This window comes from Pseudomonas sp. NPDC087029, assembly GCF_044745345.1.
In the GTDB taxonomy this organism is placed as follows: domain Bacteria; phylum Pseudomonadota; class Gammaproteobacteria; order Pseudomonadales; family Pseudomonadaceae; genus Aquipseudomonas; species Aquipseudomonas faucium.
The window spans coordinates 1-26,596 of record NZ_JBIVAB010000016.1 but is presented as its reverse complement, the minus strand read 5'-3'; the positions used below and the strand labels follow the sequence as shown (position 1 = coordinate 26,596).

General features: G+C 66.9%; 27 protein-coding genes. 10 read left to right on the top strand and 17 right to left on the bottom strand.

Features of this window, described 5'->3' with window-relative positions; all coding sequences use genetic code 11:
- Window position 1 precedes the first annotated feature (1 nt).
- Window positions 2-976, bottom strand: coding sequence for a quinone oxidoreductase family protein (locus ACIPG5_RS21355; RefSeq protein ID WP_401377969.1), 975 nt, complete (start codon window positions 974-976; stop codon window positions 2-4).
- A 105-nt stretch (window positions 977-1,081) separates the two neighbouring features.
- Window positions 1,082-2,296: a YeeE/YedE family protein gene (locus tag ACIPG5_RS21350; RefSeq protein ID WP_176516449.1), complete on the bottom strand. Its 1,215-nt coding sequence runs from the start codon at window positions 2,294-2,296 to the stop codon at window positions 1,082-1,084.
- A gap of 199 nt (window positions 2,297-2,495) precedes the next feature.
- Here ACIPG5_RS21350 and ACIPG5_RS21345 point away from each other — a divergent pair, with 199 nt between their 5' ends.
- Window positions 2,496-3,404 (top strand): LysR family transcriptional regulator, encoded by a 909-nt coding sequence (locus ACIPG5_RS21345; RefSeq protein WP_401377966.1) that lies wholly within the window; start codon window positions 2,496-2,498, stop codon window positions 3,402-3,404.
- Here the strand turns inward: ACIPG5_RS21345 and ACIPG5_RS21340 are convergent, their stop codons facing one another.
- From ACIPG5_RS21340 to ACIPG5_RS21325, 4 genes are all read right to left on the bottom strand, one after another.
- Window positions 3,405-3,923: a DMT family transporter gene (locus ACIPG5_RS21340; protein WP_401377963.1), complete on the bottom strand. Its 519-nt coding sequence runs from the start codon at window positions 3,921-3,923 to the stop codon at window positions 3,405-3,407. It lies immediately after the preceding gene.
- Window positions 3,924-4,029: 106 nt separating this feature from the next.
- Window positions 4,030-4,608, bottom strand: coding sequence for a hypothetical protein (locus ACIPG5_RS21335; protein ID WP_176516443.1), 579 nt, complete (start codon window positions 4,606-4,608; stop codon window positions 4,030-4,032).
- A gap of 145 nt (window positions 4,609-4,753) precedes the next feature.
- Window positions 4,754-6,046: a PQQ-dependent sugar dehydrogenase gene (locus ACIPG5_RS21330; protein ID WP_401377959.1), complete on the bottom strand. Its 1,293-nt coding sequence runs from the start codon at window positions 6,044-6,046 to the stop codon at window positions 4,754-4,756.
- Window positions 6,043-6,471, bottom strand: a complete 429-nt coding sequence (locus ACIPG5_RS21325) for a DUF2231 domain-containing protein (RefSeq protein ID WP_401377956.1) — start codon at window positions 6,469-6,471, stop codon at window positions 6,043-6,045. Before ACIPG5_RS21325 ends, ACIPG5_RS21330 begins: the two co-directional genes overlap by 4 nt.
- A gap of 178 nt (window positions 6,472-6,649) precedes the next feature.
- Between ACIPG5_RS21325 and ACIPG5_RS21320 the strand changes: the two genes are divergently transcribed.
- Complete coding sequence (locus ACIPG5_RS21320; RefSeq protein WP_401377953.1) at window positions 6,650-6,949, top strand: hypothetical protein; 300 nt, start codon at window positions 6,650-6,652, stop codon at window positions 6,947-6,949.
- Between the two features lie 110 nt (window positions 6,950-7,059).
- On the opposite strand, the gene ACIPG5_RS21315 is transcribed toward ACIPG5_RS21320, so the two are convergent.
- On the bottom strand, window positions 7,060-9,246 hold the full coding sequence (locus tag ACIPG5_RS21315; protein ID WP_401377950.1) for an OsmC domain/YcaO domain-containing protein: 2,187 nt from the start codon (window positions 9,244-9,246) through the stop codon (window positions 7,060-7,062).
- 296 nt (window positions 9,247-9,542) lie between these two features.
- Between ACIPG5_RS21315 and ACIPG5_RS21310 the strand changes: the two genes are divergently transcribed.
- The 3 genes from ACIPG5_RS21310 to ACIPG5_RS21300 are packed head-to-tail and all read left to right on the top strand — an operon-like array spanning window position 9,543 to window position 13,609.
- Window positions 9,543-9,998 (top strand): (2Fe-2S)-binding protein, encoded by a 456-nt coding sequence (locus ACIPG5_RS21310; protein ID WP_176516433.1) that lies wholly within the window; start codon window positions 9,543-9,545, stop codon window positions 9,996-9,998.
- Entirely contained in the window at window positions 9,998-12,247 is a 2,250-nt protein-coding gene (locus ACIPG5_RS21305; RefSeq protein WP_401377946.1) for a molybdopterin cofactor-binding domain-containing protein, read from the top strand. Before ACIPG5_RS21310 ends, ACIPG5_RS21305 begins: the two co-directional genes overlap by 1 nt.
- Before the next feature lie 18 nt (window positions 12,248-12,265).
- Window positions 12,266-13,609, top strand: coding sequence for a c-type cytochrome (locus ACIPG5_RS21300; protein ID WP_401377943.1), 1,344 nt, complete (start codon window positions 12,266-12,268; stop codon window positions 13,607-13,609).
- Window positions 13,610-13,633: 24 nt separating this feature from the next.
- Here the strand turns inward: ACIPG5_RS21300 and ACIPG5_RS21295 are convergent, their stop codons facing one another.
- The 5 genes from ACIPG5_RS21295 to ACIPG5_RS21275 form a co-directional block, all read right to left on the bottom strand.
- Window positions 13,634-14,176, bottom strand: coding sequence for a membrane integrity-associated transporter subunit PqiC (locus tag ACIPG5_RS21295; RefSeq protein WP_401377940.1), 543 nt, complete (start codon window positions 14,174-14,176; stop codon window positions 13,634-13,636).
- A 27-nt stretch (window positions 14,177-14,203) separates the two neighbouring features.
- Window positions 14,204-15,844, bottom strand: coding sequence for an intermembrane transport protein PqiB (locus ACIPG5_RS21290; RefSeq protein WP_176516425.1), 1,641 nt, complete (start codon window positions 15,842-15,844; stop codon window positions 14,204-14,206).
- Window positions 15,828-16,472, bottom strand: coding sequence for a paraquat-inducible protein A (locus ACIPG5_RS21285; RefSeq protein WP_176516423.1), 645 nt, complete (start codon window positions 16,470-16,472; stop codon window positions 15,828-15,830). Before ACIPG5_RS21285 ends, ACIPG5_RS21290 begins: the two co-directional genes overlap by 17 nt.
- Window positions 16,469-17,065 carry a paraquat-inducible protein A gene (locus ACIPG5_RS21280; protein WP_176516463.1) on the bottom strand — a complete coding sequence of 199 codons (597 nt, stop codon included), beginning with the start codon at window positions 17,063-17,065 and terminating at the stop codon, window positions 16,469-16,471. The genes ACIPG5_RS21285 and ACIPG5_RS21280 overlap by 4 nt, the downstream gene beginning before the upstream one ends.
- Window positions 17,066-17,267: 202 nt before the next feature.
- On the bottom strand, window positions 17,268-17,588 hold the full coding sequence (locus ACIPG5_RS21275) for a hypothetical protein (protein WP_176516421.1): 321 nt from the start codon (window positions 17,586-17,588) through the stop codon (window positions 17,268-17,270).
- 255 nt (window positions 17,589-17,843) lie between these two features.
- On the opposite strand from ACIPG5_RS21275, the gene ACIPG5_RS21270 reads away from it, so the two are divergent.
- The 3 genes from ACIPG5_RS21270 to ACIPG5_RS21260 are packed head-to-tail and all read left to right on the top strand — an operon-like array spanning window position 17,844 to window position 20,552.
- Entirely contained in the window at window positions 17,844-18,506 is a 663-nt protein-coding gene (locus tag ACIPG5_RS21270) for a TetR/AcrR family transcriptional regulator (protein ID WP_401377936.1), read from the top strand.
- A gap of 2 nt (window positions 18,507-18,508) precedes the next feature.
- On the top strand, window positions 18,509-20,032 hold the full coding sequence (locus tag ACIPG5_RS21265) for an MDR family MFS transporter (protein ID WP_401377933.1): 1,524 nt from the start codon (window positions 18,509-18,511) through the stop codon (window positions 20,030-20,032).
- Between the two features lie 46 nt (window positions 20,033-20,078).
- On the top strand, window positions 20,079-20,552 hold the full coding sequence (locus ACIPG5_RS21260) for a YMGG-like glycine zipper-containing protein (RefSeq protein WP_176516415.1): 474 nt from the start codon (window positions 20,079-20,081) through the stop codon (window positions 20,550-20,552).
- Here the strand turns inward: ACIPG5_RS21260 and ACIPG5_RS21255 are convergent.
- From ACIPG5_RS21255 to ACIPG5_RS21240, 4 genes are read right to left on the bottom strand one after another with little or no spacing between them, the layout of a single operon-like run.
- A complete protein-coding gene (locus ACIPG5_RS21255) occupies window positions 20,542-21,345 on the bottom strand; it encodes a sugar phosphate isomerase/epimerase family protein (protein WP_401377930.1) in 804 nt (267 codons plus the stop codon). The two genes, ACIPG5_RS21260 and ACIPG5_RS21255, sit on opposite strands and share 11 nt — an antisense overlap.
- Window positions 21,342-22,082, bottom strand: a complete 741-nt coding sequence (locus ACIPG5_RS21250) for an SDR family NAD(P)-dependent oxidoreductase (RefSeq protein ID WP_176516412.1) — start codon at window positions 22,080-22,082, stop codon at window positions 21,342-21,344. Before ACIPG5_RS21250 ends, ACIPG5_RS21255 begins: the two co-directional genes overlap by 4 nt.
- Window positions 22,079-23,428: an MFS transporter gene (locus tag ACIPG5_RS21245; protein ID WP_176516410.1), complete on the bottom strand. Its 1,350-nt coding sequence runs from the start codon at window positions 23,426-23,428 to the stop codon at window positions 22,079-22,081. Before ACIPG5_RS21245 ends, ACIPG5_RS21250 begins: the two co-directional genes overlap by 4 nt.
- 42 nt (window positions 23,429-23,470) lie before the next feature.
- Complete coding sequence (locus ACIPG5_RS21240) at window positions 23,471-24,298, bottom strand: amidohydrolase family protein (protein WP_401377925.1); 828 nt, start codon at window positions 24,296-24,298, stop codon at window positions 23,471-23,473.
- Window positions 24,299-24,444: 146 nt separating this feature from the next.
- Between ACIPG5_RS21240 and ACIPG5_RS21235 the strand changes: the two genes are divergently transcribed.
- The gene (locus ACIPG5_RS21235) at window positions 24,445-25,398 is read left to right on the top strand and encodes a LysR family transcriptional regulator (protein WP_401377923.1); all 954 of its coding nucleotides are present in this window, start codon (window positions 24,445-24,447) and stop codon (window positions 25,396-25,398) included.
- 3 nt (window positions 25,399-25,401) lie between these two features.
- On the opposite strand, the gene ACIPG5_RS21230 is transcribed toward ACIPG5_RS21235, so the two are convergent.
- Window positions 25,402-25,881, bottom strand: coding sequence for an isochorismatase family protein (locus tag ACIPG5_RS21230; RefSeq protein ID WP_401377920.1), 480 nt, complete (start codon window positions 25,879-25,881; stop codon window positions 25,402-25,404).
- A 270-nt stretch (window positions 25,882-26,151) separates the two neighbouring features.
- Here ACIPG5_RS21230 and ACIPG5_RS21225 point away from each other — a divergent pair, with 270 nt between their 5' ends.
- The gene (locus ACIPG5_RS21225; RefSeq protein ID WP_401377917.1) at window positions 26,152-26,457 is read left to right on the top strand and encodes a hypothetical protein; all 306 of its coding nucleotides are present in this window, start codon (window positions 26,152-26,154) and stop codon (window positions 26,455-26,457) included.
- Window positions 26,458-26,596 lie beyond the last annotated feature (139 nt).

Sequence of the window (26,596 nt, the reverse complement as noted above, 5' to 3'; positions counted from 1 at the left end):
ATCAGGCGGTGAGCACCAGCGCCCCTTGCGACAGGCCTTGCTCCAGGTCCCCATGGGCCCTGGCCGCCTCGGCCAATGGGTAACGGCGCCACACCGTGGGCCGGATGATACCCTCGGCGACCGCCGCCAGCACATCGCTGGCGCGCTGCTGGTACGCCTCGGGGGTCGCGGTATGCGCGGCCAGCGAAGGCCGCGTCAGGTACAGCGAGCCCTTGGCATTGAGGGTGGCCACCTCGACAGGCGCCGGCGCACCCGAGGTGCCGCCGAACGACACCAGCAACCCGCGCGGGCGCAAGCTGTCGAGCGAAGCCTGCAGCGAGTCCTTGCCCACGCAGTCGTACACCACATCGACGCCCTGCCCCTGGGTCAGTTCACGCACCTGGCCGGCCAAGGTGGCGGCGTCGAATACCAGCACATGCTGGCACCCCGCTGCTTGCGCCCGGGCAACGCTTTGCGGCCGCGAAACCACGCCAATCACGGTCGCCCCCAGATGGCACGCCCACGGCGCCAGCAGCTGGCCAAGTGCGCCAGCGGCGCCATAAAGCAGAATCTGAGTGCCCGGCCCGACCGGGTAGGTGGTCTTGAGCAGGTACTGCGCGGTAATTCCTTTGAACAGCACCGCCGCCGCCGCTTCCTCGCTCAACCCCTGCGGCAGCTTCACCAAGCGCTCTGCCGGGTACAGGCGCCCGCTGGCGTAAGCCCCGACCGGCCCGGTGGCGTAGCCAACCCGGTCACCTGGCTGCACGTTGAACACCCCCTCGCCCACCGCCATGACCCGCCCGGCGCCTTCCAGCCCCAGGCCCGAAGGCAACGCCAGTGGCGCGCCGCCTTTGCGCTGCAGAATGTCGAGAGGGTTGACGCCGATGGCGCGCTGTTCCAGCCAGACCTGGCCGGGGCCAGGCTGTTGGGCCTGCAGCGCTTGCAGCTGCAGGACGTCGGCGCCGCCGGTGGCGCTGAGGACGATACGGGTGGCCATGTTCGATTCCTTGAGAGTGGGTAGACCCGCTCAGGCTAATTAGCAGCCAGGAATCGAACAATCAGGCTGGGTGCAGATGATTCCTGCACCCGGTGAAGCAGTTGCTCAGCAGCCGGTGAGTGCCACCGGCCGGCGCTCGCCGGCAAAGAACAGCGGGCGCAGGCGCACGCCGATGACGTTGCCGCAGTAAGCCGCCAGCAGCCACAACCAGCCATGCACGCTGCCGGAGGCGATGCCGCTGAAGTACGCGCCAATGTTGCAGCCATAGGCCAGGCGCGAGCCATAACCCAGCAGCAGGCCACCGATCACCGCAGCGACCAGCGACGCCAGCGGAATCTTCAGGCTCGGTGCGAAACGCCCGGCCAGGCCTGCCGCCAGCAATGCGCCGAGCACGATGCCGATGTCCATGACCGTGGTGATGTCCTGCCACAGCGGCGAGGCCAGCGCCTTGGCATTGGCTGGCGCCTGCCAGAACACCCAACTGCCGACATCCACGCCGAAGCTGGACAGGGCCTTGGCGCCCCACAGGGCGAAGGCCGAGGTGATGCCCCAAGGGCGCCCGGCCAGGGCCAGGGTGGCGTAGTTGAGCAGCGCCAGGGCAATGGCGCCCCACAGCAGGGGCCAGGGGCCGCGCAGGAAGCGGCGCAGGCCCTGGTGCTCGCTGCTGGCCGGTGCTTCCAGGGCGCCATGGCGGCGTTTTTCCAGGACCACGGTGGCCCAGGCGATCAAGGCGAACACCGCGACGCTCGCCAGCAAGGCCGGCGCAACGCCCCAGGCCTGGACGATCGAGGTGGCCGGGAACGATGGCAGGGCGAACCACCAGTCGGCATGGTGGGTGGCGGTGACCGAGCCGATGATGAAGAACAACAGGGTCACCAGCATCCGCGCGTTGCCGCCGCCGACGGTGAACAGCGTGCCCGAAGCGCAGCCGCCGCCCAGCTGCATGCCGATGCCGAAGATGAAGGCGCCGAACACCACCGACACCCCGGCCGGCGCCACCAGGCCGGTGACCGGGTTGCCGAACAGGTTGCCTGCGGCCAGTGCCGGGAAGAACAGCAGCACGGCCAGCGTCAGCATGACCATCTGCGCGCGCAGGCCGGCGCCGCGGCGTTCATTGATGAACACCCGCCAGGCCGAGGTGAAGCCGAAGGCGGCGTGGTAGAGCGTCAGGCCCAGGGCGGCACCGACGATCAGCAGCAAGACCTGCTTGAAACCGGCATTGAGGTTGAGGAACCAGGCGCCGGCGAGCAGCAGGGCCAAGGCGATCAAGGGTGCGCCCAGGCGGCGCGGTTCGGGTGTGGCAGTGGCGGAAAGACCCATTGGAGTGCTCGGATACAGTGAAACGGGCGGCGATTATAGCGCCGTGGGTCTCTTTTGTGCCTGTTCTGGCCTCATCGCCGGCAAGCCGGCTCCCACAAGGTTCGGTGCGCTACCTGTGGGAGCCGGCTTGCCGGCGATGAGGCCAATATATCTGTTAGGCTGATAACACCTTCGCCAAAGCCACCAGGCCATTCGCCCCATGGATGAACTGCGCAAGATCGACCTCAACCTGCTGCTGGCCCTGCATGCCCTGCTCAGCGAACGGCACGTCACCCGCGCCGCACTGCGCCTGCACCGCAGCCAGCCGGCGGTGAGCCATGCGCTGGCACAACTGCGCGCGCATTTCGACGACCCGCTGCTGATTCGCCAGAACGGCCAGATGGCCCTGAGCGCCCGCGCCCAAGCCCTGGCCAAGCCGCTGCAGGATGCCCTGGGCAGCCTCAACGGCCTGCTCGCCACCCCGCGCTTCGACCCGGCCCTGGCGCAGCGGCGCTTTCGCCTGTCGTTGTCCGACTATTCCTCGCGCATCATCCTGCCGCCGCTGGTGCGCTACCTGCGCCGGGTGGCGCCGGGGATCGACCTGGCGATCAGCCAGGCCAGCCGCGAGACCATGCTCGCGCAGCTGCTCGATGGCGAGCTCGACCTGGCGCTGGGCATCTTCCCCGAACTGCCGCCGGCCATCACCGCGCAAACCCTGTTCGAGGACAGTTTCATCAGCGTCGCCGACCGCCAGGTACTGCCCGCCAAGGGCGGCCTGGCGCTGGACGACTGGCTGGCCCGCCCGCATGTGCTGATGGCCATGCGCCCCGATGCCCACGACGAAATCGAACGCGCCCTGGCCGAGCGCGGCATGCGCCGGCGCATCGCCTTGGCGTTGCCACACTGGAGCGCGGCGGTGGAGGTGCTCGCCGGCACCGACCTGGTGCTGACCGTGGCCAGGCGCGCCGTCGGCCCGCTGCGCCCGTACAAGACGCTGCGTGCGTTCACCCCGCCGCTGCCCATCCCTGCCCTGGCCTACCAACAGGCCTGGCACACGCGAAAGGACAGCGACCCCGGCCACCGCTGGTTGCGCGAGGCCGTGTGGGCGTGCAGCCAACCCGGCCAGTAATCAGCCTTCCGGCTGCTTGGCCACGACCGCGCCACTGCCTGCCGGGCTCGACGCCCAGGTACCCTGCACCAGAAACACCCCCGCCAGGATCAGCACCACACCGGCCACCCTGGCCAGGTTGATCGGCTTGCTGGGCACGCCCATCAGGCCGAAGTGGTCGACCACCACCGAGGTGATGATCTGCCCCGCCACCACCAGCACCAGGAAACCTGCGGTCCCCAGGCGCGGGATCAATGCCGCCGCAGCCGCCACGTAGAAGGCGCCCAGCACGCCACCGATCCACAGCCACCAGGGGCCTTGCAGGGCCTTGCCCAGGTCGGGCATGGGCACCCGCATGATCAGCAGCGCGGCGATCACCACCAGGGAGCTGACCGTCAGCGAGGTGAACGCCCCCCACAGCCAGTGCCCCAAGGCACGACCGACAGTGGCATTGGCAGCCGCCTGAAATGGCAGCACGGCCCCCGCGAACAGGGCCATGAGCAGCGGAAGAAAACTGAGCAGGAGGGTCTTGTTGGACATGGATGCACTCATCGCAAGAACGGATGAGTGCATCATGGGTGAATTGACAGGGTGAATGGAAATCGAAACGGTGCACCCTGCTTATTCGTCAGATGGATAGCCGCGCTTAGCGCGAGGTTTCCACCCTCAGCACTTCGGTATAGATCGCATCGACGGTCTGGCCGACCTTGAGGTTTTTCATGCGTGCCTGCAGGTCTGGGTTTTCCACCTTCACCACTTGCAACTTGCCTTCAGGCGGCAGCAGGCTCACTTCGTGGGTCTTCAGGTCGATCTTCTTGATCTGCGAAGTGACCTTGACCTGGCGGAACGCCTCGCCGCCCGGGTTCGGGTTGTCCTTGGTGGCGCGAATGGTGCCGGACTCTTCGCTGGCCTTGGTCGCCCCGCCAACGTCGGTGTTGAGCACATAGGCCACCGCGCGGGTGACATAGATGTCGACCTGGTCGCCCACCTTGAGGTTGGGCAAGGCCTTGGCCTTCTCCGTCAGCTGGAAGGTCACAGGCTTGTCGTGCGGCCCCTTGACCGTCACCTGGCGGTTGGCCTGGTCGATGGCCGTGACCTCGGTTTTGACATGGCTTTCCAGTGCTTCGCTGGCAATCGGAATATCCGCCGCCTGCACGCTGATGCTGGCAGTGGCGACCAAGCTTGCAAGTGCAACGGCACGTGCGAGTGTGCAAAGAGAATTCATAGGCCTGCTTCCCTGTGTTCAAGACCGGAGTCGTGTGCGTGAGAAGTTCACGCGCAAACAAGCATAGTCGCTGATCCGCGCCTGGCATTGATCTGCCGCAGGCTGCGTGGCAGCAGATCGCTGCGCCACGCAGCCTGCGCCAGGCTCAGCGGTTGCGGGTGACCCGCCACACGGTGTTGGCCAGGTCATCGGCGATGATCAACGCCCCGCGCGGGTCGACCGTGACGCCCACCGGCCGGCCGCGGGTCTTGCCGTCCTCACCCCGGAAGCCGGTGGCGAAGTCGATCGGCTCACCGGCCGGCTTGCCGTTGCTGAACGGCACGAAGATCACCTTGTAGCCCACCGGGTTCGGCCGGTTCCAACTGCCGTGCTCGCCCACGAACACGCCGTCGGCAAAGCGCTCGCCCATGGCCGGCAGGGAGAAGCCCACGCCCAGCGCGGCCACATGCGAACCCAGGCTGTAGTCGGGCTTGATCGCGGCGGCCACCTTGGCCGGGTTCTGCGGTTTGACCCGCTCATCGACGTTCTGCCCCCAGTAGCTGTAGGGCCAGCCATAGAAGGCGCCGTCGCGCACCGAGGTCAGGTAGTCCGGCACCAGGTCCGGGCCCAGCTCGTCGCGTTCGTTGACCACCGCCCACAGTTGCCCGCTGCCCGGCTGGATCGCCAGTGCCGTGGGGTTGCGCAGGCCGGTGGCGTAGGGCCGGTGCGCGCCGCTGGTGGCGTCGACCTGCCAGACCATGGCCCGGTCCACCTCGGCCTCCATGCCGCGCTCGGTGATGTTGCTGTTGGAGCCGATGCCCACATACAGGTAGCGCCCGTCGGGGCTGATGGCCAACGACTTGGTCCAGTGGTGGTTGATCTCGCCGGGCAGGTCGGTGACCTTGGTCGGCGCGCCGCTGGCCTTGGTCTGTCCCTCCTGGTAGTCGAAGCGCACCAGCGCATCCTGGTTGGCCACGTACAACTTGCCGCCTGCGAAGGCCAGGCCATAGGGCGCGTTGAGGTTTTCGGCGAAGACGGTCTGCAGCTCGTAGGTGCCATCGCCATCGGCATCGCGCAGCAAGGTCAGGCGATTGCCGCCCTTGACCGAGGTGTTGCCCTTGGCCTTGATCTGGCTGGCGATGACGTCCTTGGGCTTGAGTTTCGCGGCATTGCCGCCGCGCCCCTCGGCCACCAGGATGTCGCCGTTGGGCAGCACCAGGCTCTGGCGCGGGATCTTCAGGCCGGTGGCGATGGCCGTGATGCTGTAGCCCTCGGGCACGCTGGGCTTGTGCTCGCCCCACTGCGCCGGCTGGGCAATCTTCATGCTCGGCAGCAGGCCGCGTTCCGGGGACGGCAATTTCGGGTCCGGGCCGAGCGCCTGGGTGGCCTCGCCGTCACCGCCACAGGCGCTCAACAACAGCGCCACGCTCAACACGGGCAACGCCTGCAAAGGCTTCATGCCGCACCTCCCGAACGCAGGTTGCTCATGCCCAGCCACGCGGCGACGCAGGCCAGCACGGTGACGATCAGCGACAGCACCAGGCCCGCCGGCATCACGGCCCAGGCATCCTTGGCGTGCTCGAAGGCGTTGACCAGCCCCAGCACCCAGGTCACCAGCAACAGCAAAAAATACAACGTCGGGCGGCCAGCCTTGCGCGGGGCACGAACCAGGTTGGCCAGCGCGAACAACAGCGCCAGGCCGCAGAACACCAGCCCGCCAGCGATCAGCCAGGCGGCGAAGTTGCTCCACTGGATCTGGTAGCTCTTGAAGTAGGCGATGTCACTCAACAAGGCGCCGAGGAACAGCGGCACCGTACCGGCCAGCAGAATCGCATGCAGTGGGCTGGGCGTGCATCGGTAGAGGGTTTGCTCGGTAGCGGTCACGGCGCCTCCTTATCAGTCAGTGACCCGGAACTGATGGCGTGGGCGCGGTTGCCCGCTCCATCAGGCCTGCGCAGGGGTGCGCTTAGCAACGGATCGCCAAGTCATCCGATAAGTTCACCGCTTGGCTTGATTGACATATCCTGAAAGCATTAACCCTCCCCCTGGCAGAGGCACTGGCATGACCGCTCGCACCGCTCCCCCCTACGCGCAATGGGCCGCGCATGCCCTGCTCGCCCTGGCGCTGGTGCTGGCGGCCGGGTGTTCGAGCAAGGGCAGCAAGGCGCGCCAGTACGCGGCGGCGCCTGGCGCCAACTGCTTTGCCAAGGCGGTGCCGACCACGGGCGAAGGGGGGCTGGCGTGGGGCAATACGCTGAGCATTGCCAGGCAGAAGTCGATGAACAACTGCATTCGCTATGCGGGGCGCTCGGGCGGTACGCCGAACACCTGCCAGGTGGTCATGGCCAAGTGCAAGAACTAGCCCGACTAAGGGTTTGCCTGTGGCGGCCGGCTCCCACACACCGGCGGCAAGCCGGCTCCTACAGGTGAGGTGGGAGCCGGCTTGCCGGCGATGAGACCGGCCAGGTCGCCTCAGACCGCCTTGGCCCGCGCAGCGTGAAGCTTCTTGTAGCTCTCGATCAGGCGCAGATGGCGGTCCAGGCCTTCGAGCTTCATGCTGGTCGGGGTCAGGCCATGGAAGCGCACGCTGCCGTCCACCGAGCCCAGCACCGCATCCATGCGCGGGTTGCCGAACATGCGGCGGAAGTTGGCCTCGTAATCTTGCATTTCCAGCTCATCGTCCAGCTGCACTTCCAGCACCACGTTCAGCGCCTGGTAGAACAGGCCGCGCTCGACGGTGTTGTCGTTGAACTGCAAGAACGCCTCGACCAGCTCCTTGGCATCTTCGAAACGCTTCAACGCCAGGCAAATCAGCAGCTTCAGCTCAAGGATGGTGAGCTGGCCCCAGACCGTGTTGTCGTCGAACTCCACGCCAATCAGTGTGGTGATGGTGGTGTAGTCATCCACCTCGCAGTTGTCCAGGCGCTTGAGCAGCGCGCGCAGGGCGCGGTTGTCGAGGCTGTGCAGGTTGAGGATGTCGGCACGGAAGCCCAGGGCGCGGTTGGTGTTGTCCCAGATCAGGTCCTCGACCGGGTAGATCTCCGAATAGCCCGGCACCAGGATGCGGCAGGCGGTGGCGCCGAGGTTGTCGTACACGGCCATGTACACCTCCTTGTCCAGGCTCTCGAGGATACCGAACAGGGTCGCGGCTTCCTGGCTGTTGGAGTTTTCGCCGTGGCCGGAGAAGTCCCACTCGACGAACTCGAAGTCGGCCTTGGCGCTGAAGAAGCGCCACGACACCACCCCGCTGGAGTCGATGAAGTGCTCGACGAAGTTGTTCGGCTCGGTCAGCGCGTGGCTTTCGAAGGTCGGCTGCGGCAGGTCGTTCAGGCCCTCGAAGCTGCGCCCTTGCAGCAGCTCGGTCAGGCTGCGCTCCAGCGCCACCTCGAAGCTTGGGTGGGCGCCGAACGAGGCGAACACACCGCCGGTGCGCGGGTTCATCAAGGTCACGCACATCACCGGGAACTCACCGCCCAGCGAGGCATCCTTGACCAGCACCGGGAAGCCCTGTTCTTCCAGGCCCTGGATGCCGGCGAGGATGCCCGGGTACTTGGCCAGCACTTGCTGCGGCACGTCCGGCAGGGCCAGCTCGCCCTCGAGGATCTCGCGCTTGACCGCCCGCTCGAAGATTTCCGACAGGCACTGCACCTGGGCTTCGGCCAGGGTGTTGCCGGCGCTCATGCCGTTGCTGAGGAACAGGTTCTCGATCAGGTTGGACGGGAAGTACACCACCTGCTCATCGGATTGGCGCACGAACGGCAGCGAACAGATGCCGCGCTCGGTGTTGCCCGAGTTGGTGTCGTACAGGTGCGAGCCGCGCAGCTCGCCGTCCGGGTTGTAGATTTCCAGGCAGTACTCATCGAGGATCTCGGCCGGCAGCGCGTCTTTGGGGCCGGGCTTGAACCACTGCTCGTTGGGGTAGTGCACGAACGGCGCGTTGGCGATCTCTTCGCCCCAGAACTGGTCGTTGTAGAAGAAGTTGCAGTTCAACCGCTCGATGAACTCGCCCAGCGCCGAGGCCAGCGCGGCCTCCTTGGTCGAGCCCTTGCCGTTGGTGAAGCACATCGGCGACTGCGCGTCGCGCACGTGCAGCGACCAGACGTTGGGCACGATGTTGCGCCACGAGGCGATCTCGATCTTCATGCCCAGCCCGGCGAGGATGCCGGACATGTTGGCGATGGTCTGCTCCAGCGGCAGGTCCTTGCCGGGGATGTAGGTGCTGGTGTCGGCCACCGGCATCAGCAGGCCCTGGGCATCGGCGTCGAGGTTGTCGACCTGTTCGATGATGAATTCGGGGCCGGTCTGCACCACCTTCTTCACCGTGCAGCGGTCGATGGAGCGCAGGATGCCCTGGCGGTCCTTTTCGCAGATGTCTTCGGGCAGCTCGACCTGGATCTTGAAGATCTGGTTGTAGCGGTTCTCCGGGTCGACGATGTTGTTCTGCGACAGGCGGATATTCTCGGTGGGGATATCGCGGGTCTGGCAGTACAGCTTGACGAAGTACGCCGCGCACAGCGCCGAGGAGGCAAGGAAATAGTCGAACGGCCCCGGCGCCGAGCCATCGCCCTTGTAGCGGATCGGCTGGTCGGCGATCACCGTGAAGTCGTCGAACTTGGCTTCAAGACGAAGGTTGTCGAGAAAATTGACCTTGATTTCCATGCGGGATTACCGTGATTTGAGCGTGCAAAACGAAATTTGGCCGGCATTATCCGGGTTTTTCCGCTGGAAGTCCTGTTTGTCGGCACTGCGGGCCTCAAGCGCGCTGCAGCCTCTGTGGGAGCCGGCTTGCCGGCGATGGGGCCGCCACCCATTTGCGCATTCCGCCGGATTGCTTGCCTGATCCTCTGAACCTGCAGCCCCCGCCAGACGAATGGTTTCAGCTGTGTGCTAGCGTTTCTAGATTGGGGGACAACGTATTCCCCAGGCGACGACAACCGATGATCAGCAGGTGAGCCATGGAACTTCGAATCAATCAGCAGACCTACCAGGTCGAGGCTGAAGCCGACACGCCCCTGCTGTGGGTGCTGCGCGACGACCTGGGCATGACCGGCACCAAGTACGGCTGCGGCCTGGCCCAGTGCGGCGCGTGTTCGGTGCTGGTGGACGGCAACGTGGTGCGTGCCTGCGTCACCCCGGTGGCAGGTGTGGTCGGGCGCGAGGTGACCACTATCGAAGCCATCGAGGCCGACGCCGTGGGCAAGCGTGTGGTGGCCGCCTGGGTCGAACACCAGGTGGCCCAGTGCGGCTACTGCCAATCCGGCCAGGTGATGGCGGCCACGGCGCTGCTCAAGCACAGCGCCAGCCCCAGCGACGAGCAGATTGCCGCGGCGATGGTCAACCTGTGCCGCTGCGGCACCTACAACGCCATCCATGCCGCCGTGCACGCACTGGCCCAAGGGGAGAAGGCCTGATGAACGTGCCCTTCGATACCCCCGCCAGTCTGCTCGACCTGCCCGTGGGCGAAGCCGTCAACCTGTCGCGCCGGCGCTTCGTGGCCGGCACCGCGATCGGTGCGCTGGTCCTGGGCTTCGGGCTGCCCCTGGGCAGCGCCCGGGTGCAGGCGGCCACCGCCAGCGCCACCGAACGCGGCACCCAGGTGCCGGCGTTCCTGGAAATCCGCCCGGACAGCAGCGTGCGCCTGCTGTGCCCGTTCATGGAGGGCGGGCAAGGCACCTACACCGCCATGGCGCAGATCGTCGGCGAAGAACTGGACGCCGACCCGGCCACCTTCCTGGTCGACAGCGCCCCGCCCGGTGAAGCCTACGTGGTGATGGAAAACGGCATGCGCATCACCGGCGGCAGCATGTCGGTGCGCATGAGCTACCCGACCATGCGCCGCCTCGGCGCCCTGTGCCGGGCCATGCTGATGCAGGCGGCCGCCGATCAATGGGGCGTGCCGCTGGGCGAGCTGAGCACCGAACCTGGCAAGGTGCTGCACAGCGCCTCGGGCCGGGCGCTGGCCTACGGCGAACTGGCCGGGCGCGCCATGGACCTGCCGGTGCCGGACCCTGCCAGCGTCAAGCTGCGCGACCCTAGCCAGTTCCGCTGGATCGGCAAGCCGGTGCGGCGCGTGGACGCCTACGACAAGTCCACCGGCAAGGCCCTGTACACCATCGACATCAAGCTCGACGGCATGCTCCACGCCGCCGTGCAGCACGCCCCGCGCCTGGGCATGACGGTGGGCAGCGTGCGCAACCAGGACCAGGTGCAGGGCCTGCCAGGCGTGCACTCGGTGCACCAGCTACCCGGCGCCGTGGCGGTGGTGGCCGAACGCTGGTGGCATGCCAAGCGCGCCGTCGAAGCGCTGCAGGTCGACTGGCAGGAACCGGCCGCAGACAGCCAGGTGCGCGCCATGCCGGCGGATTTTTCCAGCGACGCCTGGCGCGATCATCTCGCGGCCCAGCAAGGCCCGGCCCGCGACGATGAACACGAAGGGGATGTGCAAGGCGCGCTGGCCAATGCCAAGACCAAGGTCGAGGCCACCTACCACAACCAGTACCTCAACCACGCCCAGCTGGAGCCGCCCTCGGCGCTGGCGCGCTTCAACCCCGATGGCTCGCTGGAGGTGTGGCTGCCGAACCAGGCACCGGACATGTTCCGCGACGACATCGCCAAGCGCACGGGCCTGGCCCCTGCGCAGATCACCCTGCACTCACCGCTGCTCGGCGGCTTCTTTGGCCGCCACTTCCTGTATGACTCGGCCAACCCCTACCCGCAGGCCATCGCCCTGGCCAAGGCCGTGGGCCGGCCAGTGAAGCTCATATGGAGCCGCGAGGAAGAGTTTCTGCGTGATGTGCTGCGCCCGGTGGCCGTGGTCAAGTTCCGCGCAGGCCTGGATGCCGACGGCCTACCCGTCGCGCTGGAAGCGGTGAGCGCCACCGAGGGCCCGACCGAAGCCCTGGCCGGCAAGCAAGGCGAAAAGATCGACCCCACCGCCCTCGAAGGCCTGTCGGGCAAGGCCTACGCCATTGCCAACAAACGCATCGCGCAGATCTACGTAAAAGGCCCGGCGATGCTCGGCTACTGGCGTTCGGTCGGCAACTCGCTGAACGACTTCTTCTACGAGGCATTTCTCGACGAGCTGGCCGACAAGGGCGGCAAGGACCCCTTCGAGCTGCGCCTGCACCTGCTGCGCGACAACCCCCGGCTGACCACCCTGCTCAATGCGGTCGGTGAGCTGTCCGGTGGCTGGAAGCGCGGCCCGTTCACCGCCGAGGACGGCAGCAAGCGCGCCCGCGGCGTGGCCATGGCCTCGCCGTTCGGCTCCCAGGCGGCGGTGATTGCCGAGGTGTCGATCGAACAGGGCCAGGTCAAGGTGCACGACATCTGGCAGGCCATCGACCCCGGCAGCATCGTCAACCCGGCGATCATCGAAGCCCAGGTCAACGGCGCCGTGGCCCTGGGCCTGTCGCAGACGCTGGTCGAAGAGGCGGTGTACCTGGACGGCAAGCCGCGTGCGCGCAACTACGACCTGTACCCGATCCTGCCGGCTTCGCGCATGGCCCGGGTGCATGTACGCATCGTCGAAAGCGGCGAGAAGATGGGCGGCATCGGCGAGCCGCCGCTGCCTGCGGTGGCGCCGGCGGTGGCCAATGCGGTGGCGCACCTTACCGGCCAGCGCATCCGCAGCCTGCCCCTGAGCCGCTACACCTTCAGCTGACCGGACAAGGACGGCCCCATGACCCAACGCCGATTGGCAACGACCCTGGGCTGGCTGGCAGTGCCCTGCCTGCTCGCCGCAGGCCTGCTGGCCTGGTACGTGACCCGCGAGCCCGCCTCGCCCTTTGCCGCCGAACAGGCCGCCAGCCCCGACCCGGCGCTGGTCAGCCGTGGCGAGTATGTGGCCAGGCTCAGCGATTGCGTGGCCTGCCACAGCCTGCCCGGCGCCAAGCCGTTTGCCGGCGGGCTGCAGATGGCCACCCCGCTGGGTGCGATCCACGCCACCAACGTCACCCCTGACCGCGCCACCGGCATCGGCGCCTACAGCCTGGCCGACTTCGACCGCGCGGTTCGCCATGGCGTGGCGCCGGGCGGCAAGCGCCTGTACCCGGCCATGCCCTACCCCTCCTACGCCAAGCTCAGCGATGACGATGTGCGCGCCTTGTATGCCTTCTTCATGCACGGCGTGCAGCCCGCGCAGCAGGCCAACATCCCCAGCGACATCCCCTGGCCGTTGAACCTGCGCTGGCCCATCGCCCTGTGGAACGGCCTGTTCGCCCCCACCACGCCCTACGCCGGCAAGCCGGGCCAGGACGCGCTGTGGAACCGCGGCGCCTACATCGTCCAGGGCCCGGGCCACTGCGGCAGTTGCCATACCCCACGTGGCCTGGCGTTCAACGAAAAGGCCCTGGACGAAGCCGGCGCGCCCTTCCTCGCCGGCGCCTTGCTCGACGGCTGGTACGCGCCCAGCTTGCGCACCGACCACAACACCGGCCTGGGCCGCTGGAGCGAAGCGCAGATCGTGCAGTTTCTCAAGACCGGGCGTAACCAGCACGCGGTGGTGTTCGGTTCGATGACCGAGGCGTTCAACAACTCCACCCAGTTCATGGCCGATGACGACCTGGCGGCGATCGCCCGCTACCTCAAGTCGCTGCCGGGCGACCCGGGGCGCGACGGCACGCCCTGGCAGTACCAGGCAAACGCCGGCGAGCGCCTGGACCACCCCGGCGCGCACACCTACCTGACCCGCTGCGCCACCTGCCATGGCCTGGACGGCAAGGGCCAGCGCGAATGGATGCCGCCGCTGGCCGGCGCCACCTCGGCCTTGGCCAAGGAAGATGCCTCGGCCATCAACATCACCCTCAATGGCTCGCAACGCATCGTCGCGGCGGGGTTGCCGGATGCCTACCGCATGCCGGCCTTCCGCGAGCAGTTGTCGGACCAGGAGATTGCCGAGGTGCTGAGCTTCGTGCGCAGCACCTGGGGCAACCATGGCGGCGCGGTGCAGGCCAAGGCCGTCGGCAAGCTGCGCGGGCATACCGACCCCGCCAGCAGCAGCCCGATCATCCTGCACATGCGCTGAGCCGCCAGCCGGCCAGCGACCGGGTCATTGCAGGGACGGGCAACTGCTTCTGCCAGGCACCGCCGCCGCCCGCACGGCTTCGGCGAGCTTGCGCAGGTTGGCCTGCTGGGCGTTGACCAGGCTGTTGATGCTGTTGTCGGCCGGCGTCTGCACCGCGGTGCGGCAGGTCAGCTCGGCCTCGCCCGGGCGTTTCAGGCGCCACAGCGTGTCCAGCGCGGCGTATTGCCCGGGCACGCTGTCAAAGCGCTGCACATCCACCCTGAGCAGCGCCTTGGCACCGGCGGCTGGGCCACCCAGTAGGTCCTGCAGGGCACTGCGGAACTCGTCGACCAGGTTGGCGCCCCACCACTCGGTTTCCAGAATCGCCAGGCCACTGGCACCTTGGCGCACCACCAATTGCGGGCGGTCCACCTGCGGCGGCAGCACCACCCGGCCGACCAGCACCGGCTGGCCGCCGCTGTTCACCGGCTGGGCCGGCACCAGGGTGTGGTAGTTGTTCGGCGTACTGCTGCAGCCCCACAGCAGCGTGAGCACAGCGGCCCCACACAGGTTGCGCATTCGATGCATCGGGTGGCACTCCTCTGGCCTGCGCCCTCAAGGTTTCAGGTTGTCTGCACCGGCCGCCTTGGGCCGGCCACGAATCAGCGATTCGGGGTGGCGGCCCAGGTAGTCCGACAGGTCGCGCAAGGAGCGCGACATGCGTTCCAGCTCGTCCAGCGTCTCGCCTAGCCGTTCGCGTTGCGGCGAGTCCTCGGAGATCGCCGCGTTGGCGGTCTGCAAGGTCTTGTGGATCTCGTCCAGGGTGGTTTTCACCCCAGGCAAGGTCTGGCCATTGAACTGCTTGAGGTTGGCGCGCAGGTCGCGCAGGCTGCCGTCGAGGTTGTTGGCGATGCTCTCCAGCGGCAACTTGCTGATACGGGCGATGAAGTGCTGCAACTGCTCCTGGAGTTTTTCCAGGCTGCCCGGCAGCGTGGGGATGACGATGGGCTCGGCCGCCATGTCGAAGGTGACCTTGGGCGCATCGGGGTAGAAGTCCAGGGAGATGAACATCTGCCCGGTGATCAGGTTGCCGCTGCGCGCCTGGGCCCGCAGGCCATGCTCGACGAAGGTGCCGATCAGGCGCCGGGCGCCGGCCATGTCGCCTGGGGTCTGCTTGAACACGCCGAGCATCTTCTGGTGCACCGGGCCCAGGCGCTGCGGGTAGATCACCGCATCGACCACCACCGGGAAGCTCTGCTTGACCGGGTCGTAGTCGAGCTGGATCGAGGTGACCTTGCCGAATTCCACCCCCTTGAACTCCACCGGCGCGCCCACCGACAGGCCGCGCATGGCCTGGTCGAAGCGCAGCTGCAGGTACTGGGCCTGGCCGTTGGGCGGCGACAGCGCCGTTTCGCGGTCGGCGAACAGCTGGAACTGCGCCTGGTCCTGGGCGGGGTGGGCGTCGGGGGCGAAGTCGGGCGAACCGAATGCCAGCCCGCCCACCAGGATCGACGACAGCGACTCGGTATCGACCTTCAGGCCATTGGCGCCGATCTGCATGTCGACGCCGCTGGCGTTCCAGAAGCGCGTGTCGTCGGTGACGAAGGCATCGTAGGGCGCCTGCACGAACACGCCGATTTCCACGCCCTTGCCATCCTCCTGCAGATTGAAGGACACCACCTCGCCCACCGGGATCTTGCGGTAGTAGATCGACGAGCCGATATCCAGCGAACCCAGGTCACTGGCGCTGAGCTTGAAGCGCTTGCCCTTCTCGCCATAGGTGATCGGCGGCGGCAGGTCCAGGCCGGTGAAGTTTTTTGCCGGCGCCTTCGATTCACCGGCATCGGCGCCGATGAAGCTGCCCGACAGCAGCGTATCCACCCCGGAAATGCCCCCGGCGCCAATCCGCGGGCGCACCACCCAGTAGCGCGCGCCTTCGGTGGCGAACGACTTGGCATCGTTGGACAGCTGCACCTTGACCAGCACGCTCTTGTGGTCTTCGGCCAGGTCCACCGTGGTCACCTCGCCAATCACCACGCTGCGGTACTTGACCTGGGTCTTGTGCGCCACCAGGCCTTCGCCGGAAGGAAACGAAATCGAGATCACCGGCCCTTGCTGCATCCAGTTGCGCACCACCAGCGAAGCGCCGACCAGGATCGCCAGGATCGGCACGATCCACACCAGCGATACATTCCAGCGCCGGGTACGAATCTGCGCCTGCCCTGGGCCTTCTCGGTTGTCACTCGCTTGCGCCATCGGTGCCGCCTCCGTCGTTGCCAGGGTCGTCCCAGATCAAGCGTGGGTCGAAGCTCATTGCCGAAAACATGGTCAGCACCACCACCATGCCGAAAAACAGGATGCCCGGGCGCGGCTCGATGGTGCCCAGGCCGCGCAACTGCACCAGGGCAGCCACCAGCGCCACCACGATCACATCGAGCATCGACCAGTAGCCGATCAGCTCCACGGCGCGGTACAGCTGCGAGCGCTGCCGGCGCGCCCAGCGCGAGCCGCTCTGGGCGGTGAACAGCAGCAGGCCGAGGGAAAAGAACTTCACCGCCGGCACGCCGATGCTGGCGATGAAGATGATCAGGGCGATGTCCCAGGCGCCGGCTTCCCAGAACTCCAGCACCCCGCCACCGATGGTGCTGTCGCTGCCGCTGCCGAGCATTTCGGTGTGCATGACCGGCAGCAGGTTGGCCGGGATGTAGAACACCAGCGCCGCCAGCAGAAAGGCCCAGCCGCGGCTGATGGCGTTGCTCTTGCGCGGGTGCAGCGGCGCGCCGCAGCGGTTGCAGGTGTGCGCGCCGTCGCGCAGGTCACAGGCCTGGCCGCAGCCGTGGCACAGGCACAGGCCCAGGTCCTCGGCCTGCAGCGGTGTGCTCATACCAGCTCCCACAGGTCGCGAATGTCGCGCCCGGCGATATAGATGATGAGCATGCTCAGCGCGGCCAGGGCGATCAGGCCGATGCCGGGGATCACATCGAGCAGGCCGGCCAGCTTGATCACGGCCACCAGCGCGCCCAGCAGGCAGACTTCCAGCATGCTCCAGGGCCGCAGGCCCTCCAGGCAGCGCATGCACAGGGCAAACCCGGGCGCCCGGCGGCCGGCCAGGGCGAAGCTCAATAGCCAGCACAACAAGGCGATTTGCAGCACGGGGGCGAAGATCACGGCCAGGGCCATCACCAGGGCGATGAAGGTGATGCTGCCGCTGCTCAGGATCAGCACCGAATCCCACAGGGTGGCCGAGTTGGTCAGCCCCTGCATGCCGATGGTCATCATCGGGTAGAGGTTGGCGAACACCAGCAGCACCGCGCCGGTGACGCTCAGTGCCAGGCGCTGCTGCACGCTGAGGCTGGTATGGCGGTACAGCACGCCGCCGCAGCGCGGGCACAGCGCACGCTGGTGCCGCTGCACGGGCGCACGCGCGTACACCGCATCGCAGTATTCGCAGATGACCAGGTTGCCGGGCCCGTTCATGCTCATGTGGTTTCCCTGAGGACAGTCTTGTAACAAGCAGTCATTCCAGGCCTTCCTGCACGCTGACAGGTGCAAGCCTAGTAGGAAAATGTACTTGTGCAGGGAAGGAACACGAATTGCGGGCGGAGATGGCAAAACGGCGAGGCCAGGGCATCGACCTGATCATCGATACCCTGCCCTCGCCGTGCGGGCGAAGCGCGGATCAGCTGCGGATGCGTGCCAGGGTGCGTTCGGCCGCCGTCTGGAAGACCCGGCGCAGGCCGTCGGTCTGGGCCTGGGAGAGGCCCTTGGCACAGGTCACCCCTTGCAGGAAGCCGATGCCCCAGTTGCGGGCCTCTTCCAGTTGCTGGCGGTCTTCGGCGTCAGCGATGTCGCCCAGGTGCAGGGCGGCGTGGTGTTCGTAGCGGTCTTCCAGCGCCAGGTCGCGCAATGCTTTGAGCGCGATCTTGAATTCGGCAGCGGCAACATCGTCCAGGCCCAGGTGCTCGAATTGCAGCAGGCTCAGACGGTCGGTGGCGGTCATCGGCGAATCTCCGTTTCTCAATCAGGGCAGCAAGGCATGAACATCACCAGCCATGCGTCGACGCCTCCAGGTGGCGGACGATGATGGTAGCGGTAACCGCTTGTATACCATAGGTGAAGCCTCTGGCCCTAGTGGCGGGCGCCATCCGGTCGGCTTTGCCGTGCGCGGGTGCCTTTCGTCGTCATCACTAAATTTAAATTGAATTTAAGTTAAATCTGACCCAGGCTCGGCACATCCCTACAAGGAAACCAGACCATGGCGATTACCCAGCGTGAACCCCGCAAGGATGGCGAAGCCACCCGTGCCCGCATCCTGCAGGCGGCCGGTGAACTGTTCGCCGCCGTCGGCTACGCCGAAGCCAGCAACAAGGCGGTGGCGGCCAAGGCCGAGGTCGACCTGGCGTCGATCAACTACCACTTCGGCAGCCGCAACGGCCTTTACCTGGCGGTGCTCGATGAGGCCCGCCGGCGCTTCCTGGACATCGCCGACCTGCAGCGCATCACCCTTGGCCAGCAGCCGGCAACGCAACGGCTGCGCGAGCTGATCGAGCTGGTGGTCAGCAAGGCCACCCAGGTGCGCAACAACTGGCACCTGCGCGTGCTGGCCGCCGAGGTGCTGGCGCCCAGCCCGCATGGCCAGGCCCACCTGCAGGCCGGCACGCCGCTGAAGCTGGCACTGCTCAAGGGCCTGTTCAGCGAGATCACCGCCATCCCGCTGCAGGCGCCCGCGCTGACCCGCTGCATCCTCTGCGTCACGGCGCCCTGGGCGATGCTGCTGATCGGCCCGCGCGGCACCTCCAGCGCCCTGCACGAGATTCTCGGCATGCCGGCCGACGAGGTGAGCGACCACCTGTACCACTTCGCGCTGGCGGGCCTTGAGGCCACCGGGCGCCAGTACGCCCAGGGCGAGGCCCAGTGAACATGAACGCACCCGCCTCCCAATCCGAGATGCCACCCCTCGCCGCCGACGCGCCCAAGGCCTCCCTCCCCTGGCTGCTCGGCGCCTTGATGCTGGTGATGTTCCTCGCCGCCCTCGACCAGACCATCGTCTCCACCGCCCTGCCGACCATCGTCAGCGACCTGGGCGGCCTGCGCTGGCTGTCCTGGGTGGTCACCGCCTACCTGCTGGCCTCGACCGTGGTGGTGCCGCTTTATGGCAAGTTCGGCGACCTGTATGGGCGCAAGCGCGTGCTGCAGATCGCCATTGCCCTGTTCCTGCTCGGCTCGGCCCTGTGCGGCCTGGCCCAGGACATGACCCAGCTGATCCTGTTCCGCGCCTTGCAAGGGCTGGGCGGTGGCGGCCTGATGGTGGTGGCGATGGCCGCCATCGGCGATGTCATCCCGCCTGCCGAGCGGGGCCGCTACCAGGGCCTGTTCGGCGGCGTGTTCGGCCTGGCGACCGTGGTCGGGCCGCTGATTGGCGGTTTTCTGGTCGAGCACCTGTCGTGGCACTGGATCTTCTTCATCAACCTGCCGCTGGGCCTGCTGGCGGTGCTGGTCATCGGCGGCGTGTTCCGCCCGCATGTGGCGCCGGTCAAGCACGTGGTGGACTACATCGGCGCGTTCTTCCTCACCGTGACCCTGGGCTCGCTGGTGCTGATCACCAGCCTTGGCGGCAGCCTGGTGCCCTGGGCGTCGCTGGACATCCTGTGCCTGGCGCTGTTCGCGGTCATCGGCCTGGTCGGCTTCATCTTCGAGCAACGCCGCGCCGCCGAGCCGATCATGCCGCTGCACCTGTTCCGCCACCGCACCTTCGTGCTGGCCGGGCTGATCGGCCTGATCGTCGGGGTGTCGCTGTTCGGTTCGGTGACCTTCCTGCCGCTGTACATGCAGGTGGTCAAGGGCGCCACGCCAACCAGCGCCGGCTTGCAGATGCTGCCGTTGATGGGCGGCCTGCTGGTGGTGTCGGCCATTACCGGGCGGCTGATCAGCCGCTGGGGGCGCTACCGGATCTTCCCGATCGTCGGCACCTTGCTGCAGGTGATTGCCCTGGGGCTGTTGAGCCGGCTCGAGCTGGACACGCCAAAGCTGCTGTTGAACCTGTACATGGGCCTGTTGGGCGCAGGCCTGGGCATGGTCATGCAGGTGCTGATCCTGGCGGTGCAGAACAGCGTGGAACGGCGCCACATGGGCGTGGCCACCTCGGGCGCGACGCTGTTCCGCTCGATTGGCGGCTCGGTCGGCGTGTCGGTGTTCGGCGCGCTGTTCTCCCATTCGCTGCTCAACAGCCTGTCCAGCGATTTCGCCGCCACCCCCGGCGGCCCCGCGAGCCTGTCGCCCACGGCCGTGCACGCACTGGCCGCGCCGCTGCAGCAGGCCTACCTGCAGGCGTTTTCCGGGGCGATGCATGGGGTGTTCCTGGTGGCAGCGGTTGTTACCAGCGTGGCGTTCGCGCTGTCCTGGCTGCTGCGCGAGGTGCCGCTGCGTTCGGCAGCTACCCCGTGACCCAACTATTCTGAGTGATGCGGTTTCTATCCAGTGGAGGTGTGCCATGCATGCGCGCTCGTGGCGTTACCTGCTGGTGCTGCTTTTGGCAGCGCCGGCAGTCCAGGCCCAGTCGGTGGTACCGCTCAAGGGCCAGAGCAGCCAGCAGATGCAGCTCGATATCAATGATTGCAACACCGTGGCCAGCAATGCCGCCAACAGTGCCGGCGGCAGCACCAGCCCGCATGTCGGTGGCCGGGTCAAAGGCGCGGCCGCGGGCGCTGCGGCGGGCGCTGTAGGTGCGCAGGTGCGCGGCAACCAGCACGAAGCGATCTACGATCGCGCCAGCGACGATGCCAAGCAGCAGTATCGCCAGAACCGCGCCGGCGAAGTGGCCGCCGCCGGGGCCGTGGTCGGCGGCGCGCGCCAGCGCCAGGAGCGCCGCCAGGACCGGCGCGACCAGGGCCAGGCACAGAGCTCGGCATACGCCAGTGCCAACAGCGGCTGCCTGCAGGGGCGTGGCTACCAGGTCAATCCTTAAGGGCGCGATCAAACAGCCAGGCACAGGTGGCATCATGTGCCTGGCGCAGGCGCTGGTGATCAGCACGCCCCCGCGAGGGCGTTTCGACACTGATCTGCACCTGCGCTGGCAACGCCGCCAGCAACGCGGCCAATGGCAGTTGCCCGTGCCCCGGCAACAACCGCCCCTCCCGGGCCTCCTCGATGATCTGCGCATCCACCGGCGCCTGCCACGGCGCATCGCACAGTTGCACGCTGCGCAGGTAACCCGCAGGCACCTGGGCAATGTCCGCCACCCCACCCCCTGAACGAAACAGGTGCAAGGCATCGAGCAACACACCGGCGTTGCCCTGCCCGGCTGCAGTTACCACGCCCGCCGCGTGCTGCAGCGTGCTCACCGGCCGCCAGCGCATGAACTCGAGGTCCACACGCAGCCCGTAGCCACGGGCCAGCTCGCACAACGCCGCGAAATGCTGGGTCAGCCGCGCATCATCCGGGTCGTCCCCGGACACCGTGAGGCTCTGCGCGCCAAGCTCGGCACCTGCGGCGAGCAAGGCGTGGAGCTCGGCAACCCGCACCTCGGGTGTCAGCGCAACGAATTCGATATCGGCAACCCGCACGCCCTCGCCCGCCATCACCCGTTTGAGCTCCCCCAGCGCCTGGCTGCCCGGCACCAGCGAGTAAGCCTGCGCCCCCGGTTGTACCGGGTGCAGGCGCAGCCCGACGGCGCCAAAGCCTGCCCGGCCGGCCTCGCGCACCAGCGCCGCGGGGGCCAGGTCCAAGGCCGTCAGGTGCGCTACCGCCAGGGTTCTCAATAGGTCGCCCTGCCGCCACTGAGGTCGAACACAAAGCCGGTGGTGAAGCTGCATTCCGGCCCGGCGACCCAGGCCACCATGTTGGCGATCTCTTCGGCCTTGAGAAACCGCCCCATGGGGATCTTGGCCTTGCTGGCGGCGATGTGCTCTGCGGTCATCTCGGCCATCAGCGGGGTTTCGACCATGGCCGGGGCGATGCAGTTGAGCAGCACGCCGTCCTGCGCCAGCTCCTTGGCTGCCGCCTTGGTGAAGGCGATGACCCCGGCCTTGGCCGCGGAGTATCCCGAGATGTACTGCACCCCGTCCTTGCCCGCCATCGAAGCGATGTTGACGATGCGCCCGAAACCGCGCTCGCGCATGTGTGCGATTGCTGTGCGGCAGCAATAGAAGACGCTGTTAAGGTCAACGGCAATGACCTTGTCCCAGGCCTCAGGCGGGTACTCCCAGCACGGCAGCACCGGGCCGTTGATGCCGGCATTGTTGACCAGGATCTCGACCTGCCCCAGGCGCTCCAGCACCTGGGCGAACGCCGCCTGCACCGAGGCCAGCGAGGCCACGTCCAGCGCCTGGCGCAGCACCGGCTCAAAGCCATTGGCGGTGCTGTCCCAGCCATCGACCGCGAGGTCCCAGATCACCACCTGGGCGCCTGCGCTGTGCAGCCGCTGGGCGATGGCCAGGCCGATGCCGCGCATGCCGCCGGTGACGATTGCAGTTTGCCCTTGCAGGGTTTGGCTCATTGTCTTGCTCCATTTTCGACACAGGGGAGATCCGGCAGGCGACGCAGGTCGCGCACCATGAACAGGTAGCACAGCGCACCCAGCGCCGTGATGGTGGCCACGAAGGCCAGGGCCCAGACGAACGAGCCCGTGGCGCTGACGATCAGGCCGATGGTCAGCGGGGTGACGATGCCGGCGGCGTTGGCGAACAGGTTGAACAGCCCGCCACTGAGGCCCAGCAGCCCCTTGGGGGCGATATCGGAAACGATCATCCAGGCCAGCGCCGACATGCCCTGGGCAAAATAGGCGACACAGAGGATGGCGATCACCCAGGCATCGGACTGCACGTAGTTGGCCAGCACGATCACCGAAGCGCTCAGCAGGCCGGCGATCACCGGCAGCTTGCGCGCCAGGTTCAGCGAGTAGCCACGGCGCAGCAAGGCGTCCGACAGCCAGCCGCCGGCCAGGGTACCCAGGGACGCGGCGATGAAAGGCAGTACCGCGACCCAGCCGACCTTGAGCCAGGGCATGTGCCGCTCGGTGACCAGGTAGGTGGGGAACCAGGTCAGGAAGAACACGTTGGTCGAGTTGCAGGCGAACTGCCCCAGGCAGATGCCCAGCATGTTGCGGTGCCTGAGCAGCGCCGGGATCTGCGACCAGCGAAACACCGTGGCCTTCTGCCCGCCATCGACCACCCCACCGCCGGCGGCGATGTAGTCGAGCTCGGCGCGGTTGGCAGAGGTGGATTGATGCGGCTCGTGGTACTTGCGCCACCACACAAGGCCATACAGCACCCCCAGAAGGCCCACCGCCATCAGCAGAAAGCGCCAGCCGTAGGCGTGCAGCAGCCAAAACAGCAAGGGCGTGAGAAACGCCAGGCCCGTGTACTCGGCAAAGGTGTAGATGCCCGTGGCCCGGGCCCGCTCGCTCTGCGGGAACCAGGTCGCCACCACGCGGCTGTTGGTGGGGAAGCACGGCGCTTCGGTCACGCCCACCAGAAAGCGCATGCCCAGCAGCGACAAGAAGCCCTGGGCCAGGCCTTGCAGGCCGGTGAACAACGACCACAGGGTCAGCGCCAGCCAGTAGGTGAACTTGGTGCCGAGGCGGTCAATGAGGATGCCGCCGGGTATCTGCGCGGCGGCGTAGGTCCAGGAGAACGCCGAGAAGATCACCCCCATCAACGCCGCGTTCAAACCCAGGTCGGCGCTGATGCTGGGGGCTGCGATGCCCATCACGCTGCGGTCCAGGTAGTTGATCATGGTGCCGCCGGAGATCAACGCCAGGATCATGAAGCGGGTGCGGGTCCTTTGTTGCAGGCGTGCGGGCGTGTCTAGCACGCCTTGGCCAAGGTGCTGTTCGACAGTCATGACAAATGCTCTGTTGTTATTGGAATGGCAAATGCGCGCAGGTCAGGCGAAGCCGAACAGGCGCCTGGGCGTGTCCCACAGGACTTTGCGGCGTAACCGATCGTCGGGCATCAGGCGCTCGGCCAGCTTCAGCAGCGGGCCGTAGTCGACCCGCACAGGTTGGCGGATGAACGGCCAGTCCGAACCCCACACACAGGCCTCGGCGCCGAAGGCAACGAGCAGCGCCTGCACGTAGGCGCTGCTCTGCGCGTGCAGGGCATGGGCGGCGGCGAACTTCTGCATGCCGGAGAGTTTCACGTAGACCCGGCCAAGCCGGGCCAGCCCGAGCAAGGCCTGAAAGCCCGCCTGCTGCACGCCGGCGGCGGCGTTCGGGCGCCCGCAGTGGTCGATCAGCACGCGCACCGGGCTGCGGGTGATCAGGCCCTGCAAGTCGACCAGCTGGTCATCGCAGACCTGGATCTGCGCGAACAGGCCCAGTTCGGCCAGCCTGGCCAGCAACGGCTCGGCCTCCTGCAACCTGGAAAGACCATGCATCGCCGGGTTGAACGCCACGCCCACCACCCCTTGCTCACGCAGCGCGGCCAGTTGCTCCAGGCTGATGTGGCGATCGACCACCGCCACGCCCTTGAAGCGCCCCGCCCCGCTGGCCAGCGCATGGAGAAGGCAGCGGTTGTCGGTGTGGTAGCCGCTGTTGGGCCCCACCAGCAAGGCGTGGCGCACGCCGTAAGCGTCCATCACCTGGTTGAACTGCTCGAGCGGCGCCACCTCCTGGCCAGTAGGTGCATAGGGCGCATCCGGGTGGTAGGGAAAGCGTGCAGGGTCAAACAAATGGTTATGGCAATCGATCTTCGGTTCATCAAAGATGTTCAAGGGCGCCTCCTTCAAGCGTCGCTGCGCTTGCCTGCAGATCTTGTTATCGTTCGCCGTCCAGGCGATTTACCTGGGCTCACGATACTGCGGGGGCGTGCATTACGCTCATACACAGATGGCCAGGACCATAACCGGAGGTAATACCCATGCAGCCCGGCAAAGCAGGCGCCGACGCCAGCACGATGCTGTTCAAATTGCGGCACATGGAAGTGTTTCGCGCGGTCATGCTGACCGGCTCGATCAGCGCCGCCGCCAAGCTGCTGTATGTCTCGCAGCCGGCGGTGAGCAAGTTGATCGGCTACATCGAGGGGCGGCTGAGCTACCGCCTGTTCGAGCGCATCAACAACCGCCTGGTCCCCACCGAGGAAGCGCAGGTGCTGTTTCGCGAGGTCGAGCGGGTGTACCAGGCAGCGCTGCAGGTCAATGAATGCGCCCTGTCACTGGCAGCCGGCAGCCACCGCAAGCTGCGCCTGTGCTGCAGCGCTTCGTTGTCGACGGTGGTGATCCCCATGGGCCTGGCGCAGCTCAAGCGCGAGTCGCCCGCGCTGCAGATCGAGTGGCAGACCACGCTGATGGGCGAGATGCCCAACCAGATCCTGTCGAAGAAGGTCGACCTGGCGATCGCCGCCCTGCCGGTGGTTCACGATCACCTGCATTCGCAGCCCTTCATGCGCGGGCGCATGGTGGCGGTGATGCCCCCTGAGCATGTGCTCGCGCAGCAGCCCACGCTAAGCCTGCACCAGTTGCAGGGCCATGCCCTGCTGCTGTTTCGCCCGGACATGCCGTTCGGCCAGCTGCTGGCCGAGGCGATCGCGCGCCAAGGGCTGCAGCTCGAGTCGCTGCTGTCGTTCACCAATGCCAACGAAGCCGTGGCGCTGGTCAAGCAAGGCATGGGCGTTACCCTGATCGACGAGTTCGTGGCCCAGGACAGCGGCCTGGCGGTGGTGCCTTTGGCCGAGGACATTCATTTCGACATCAGCTTCGTCCACTCACGCTTCGAGCCGCCGTCGCAGGCGGCGCTGCAGCTGATGCGCGTGCTGCAGGAGCAGGCGCTCAAGCTGGGGCGGCATATCGAGGCGGGCAGCATTCATGCCGCCTGATCGTCAGCCTTGCAGTTCGGCAAGGATCTCGGCGCGGGTGGTGACGTTGCCGAAGTGGTGCTTCCACAGCTCGATGCCCATTTTCCCCGAGCTGTCCAACGACGAGCCGACAGTAAGGTCGGTGATCAGGGTCGGCATCAACCCCGCATCGAACAGGGCAAAGCCTGCGGCCAGCACGCAGGTTTCGGTCTGCAGGCCACACACCAGGACCCGCTGCGCGCCCAGCTGGCGCAGGTGTTCGAGGGTTTCTGCGGTCTGCCCGTAGCCGTGCTTGACGAACACCCTGTCGGCTTCGACCAGGCTCTCGTCCTGGGCCGCGGGGTGCCAGCCGAGCTGTTTCTGGAAGGGCGTGGCCTGTTCGTCGTGCAGCTCGATCGAGGCGATGGTCGGAATGGTCGCCGACAACGCCCGGATGCCATCGACCAGCCATTCGGGCGGGCTGAAGGTGGACTGGACATCGACGATGAGAAGAACCTGCCGCATGAGCGCTCCGGGGCCTGGATAAGGGCGCGGAGTATAACGCCCCTGGCCGCCGATGACTGCATCGGGCCAGCAGCGGGTGATGCCGGGGCGAGCATTTAAGTTACGGTTTTCTAGAACTTTTTCCGCTTTGCTGGTCTATGTGAACAGGCCCTTGGCCTAACGCCCCATAGTCAGCAGAGGTTGTCTTCGCTCATGAAAATCCATGTCCCACGGATAGTGCTGGTTGGCCTGTTCGCGTTCGCGGCAATGGGCTCGGCATCTGCAACACCGATGAACGTTTCGGCCCCTGCGCGGGCCACCGAGGCCGTTGCCGTGAAGGCTGCCGAGAACCCCTGGCCGAACCTGGCCAGCATGGCGGTGGAGCAGCCGGCGACCTTGCTGGCCCATGACGACCGTTACTGGCACGACGGCCGCCGGCACGACCGCGACGACTGGCGCCGGGAAAACTGGCGCCGCGAGCAATGGCGCCGCGAGCAGGCACGGCGCGACTATGAACGGCGCCGCGATTGGCAGCGCCAGCATGAGCGCGCCATGCGCCATCGCTATGAAGCCGATCATCACTACTACCGCCGTTAAGGTGCCTGGCGTTGGGGGAGTAGCGTTATTGAGATCGCGCGCCGCCCGCGCGGCGCATCGCGGATAAATCCGCTCCTACATTTGTTGCAACGTGCCTATGCCTGATAGGCCATGGTTGCCAGCCTTGTTTGTACGACGC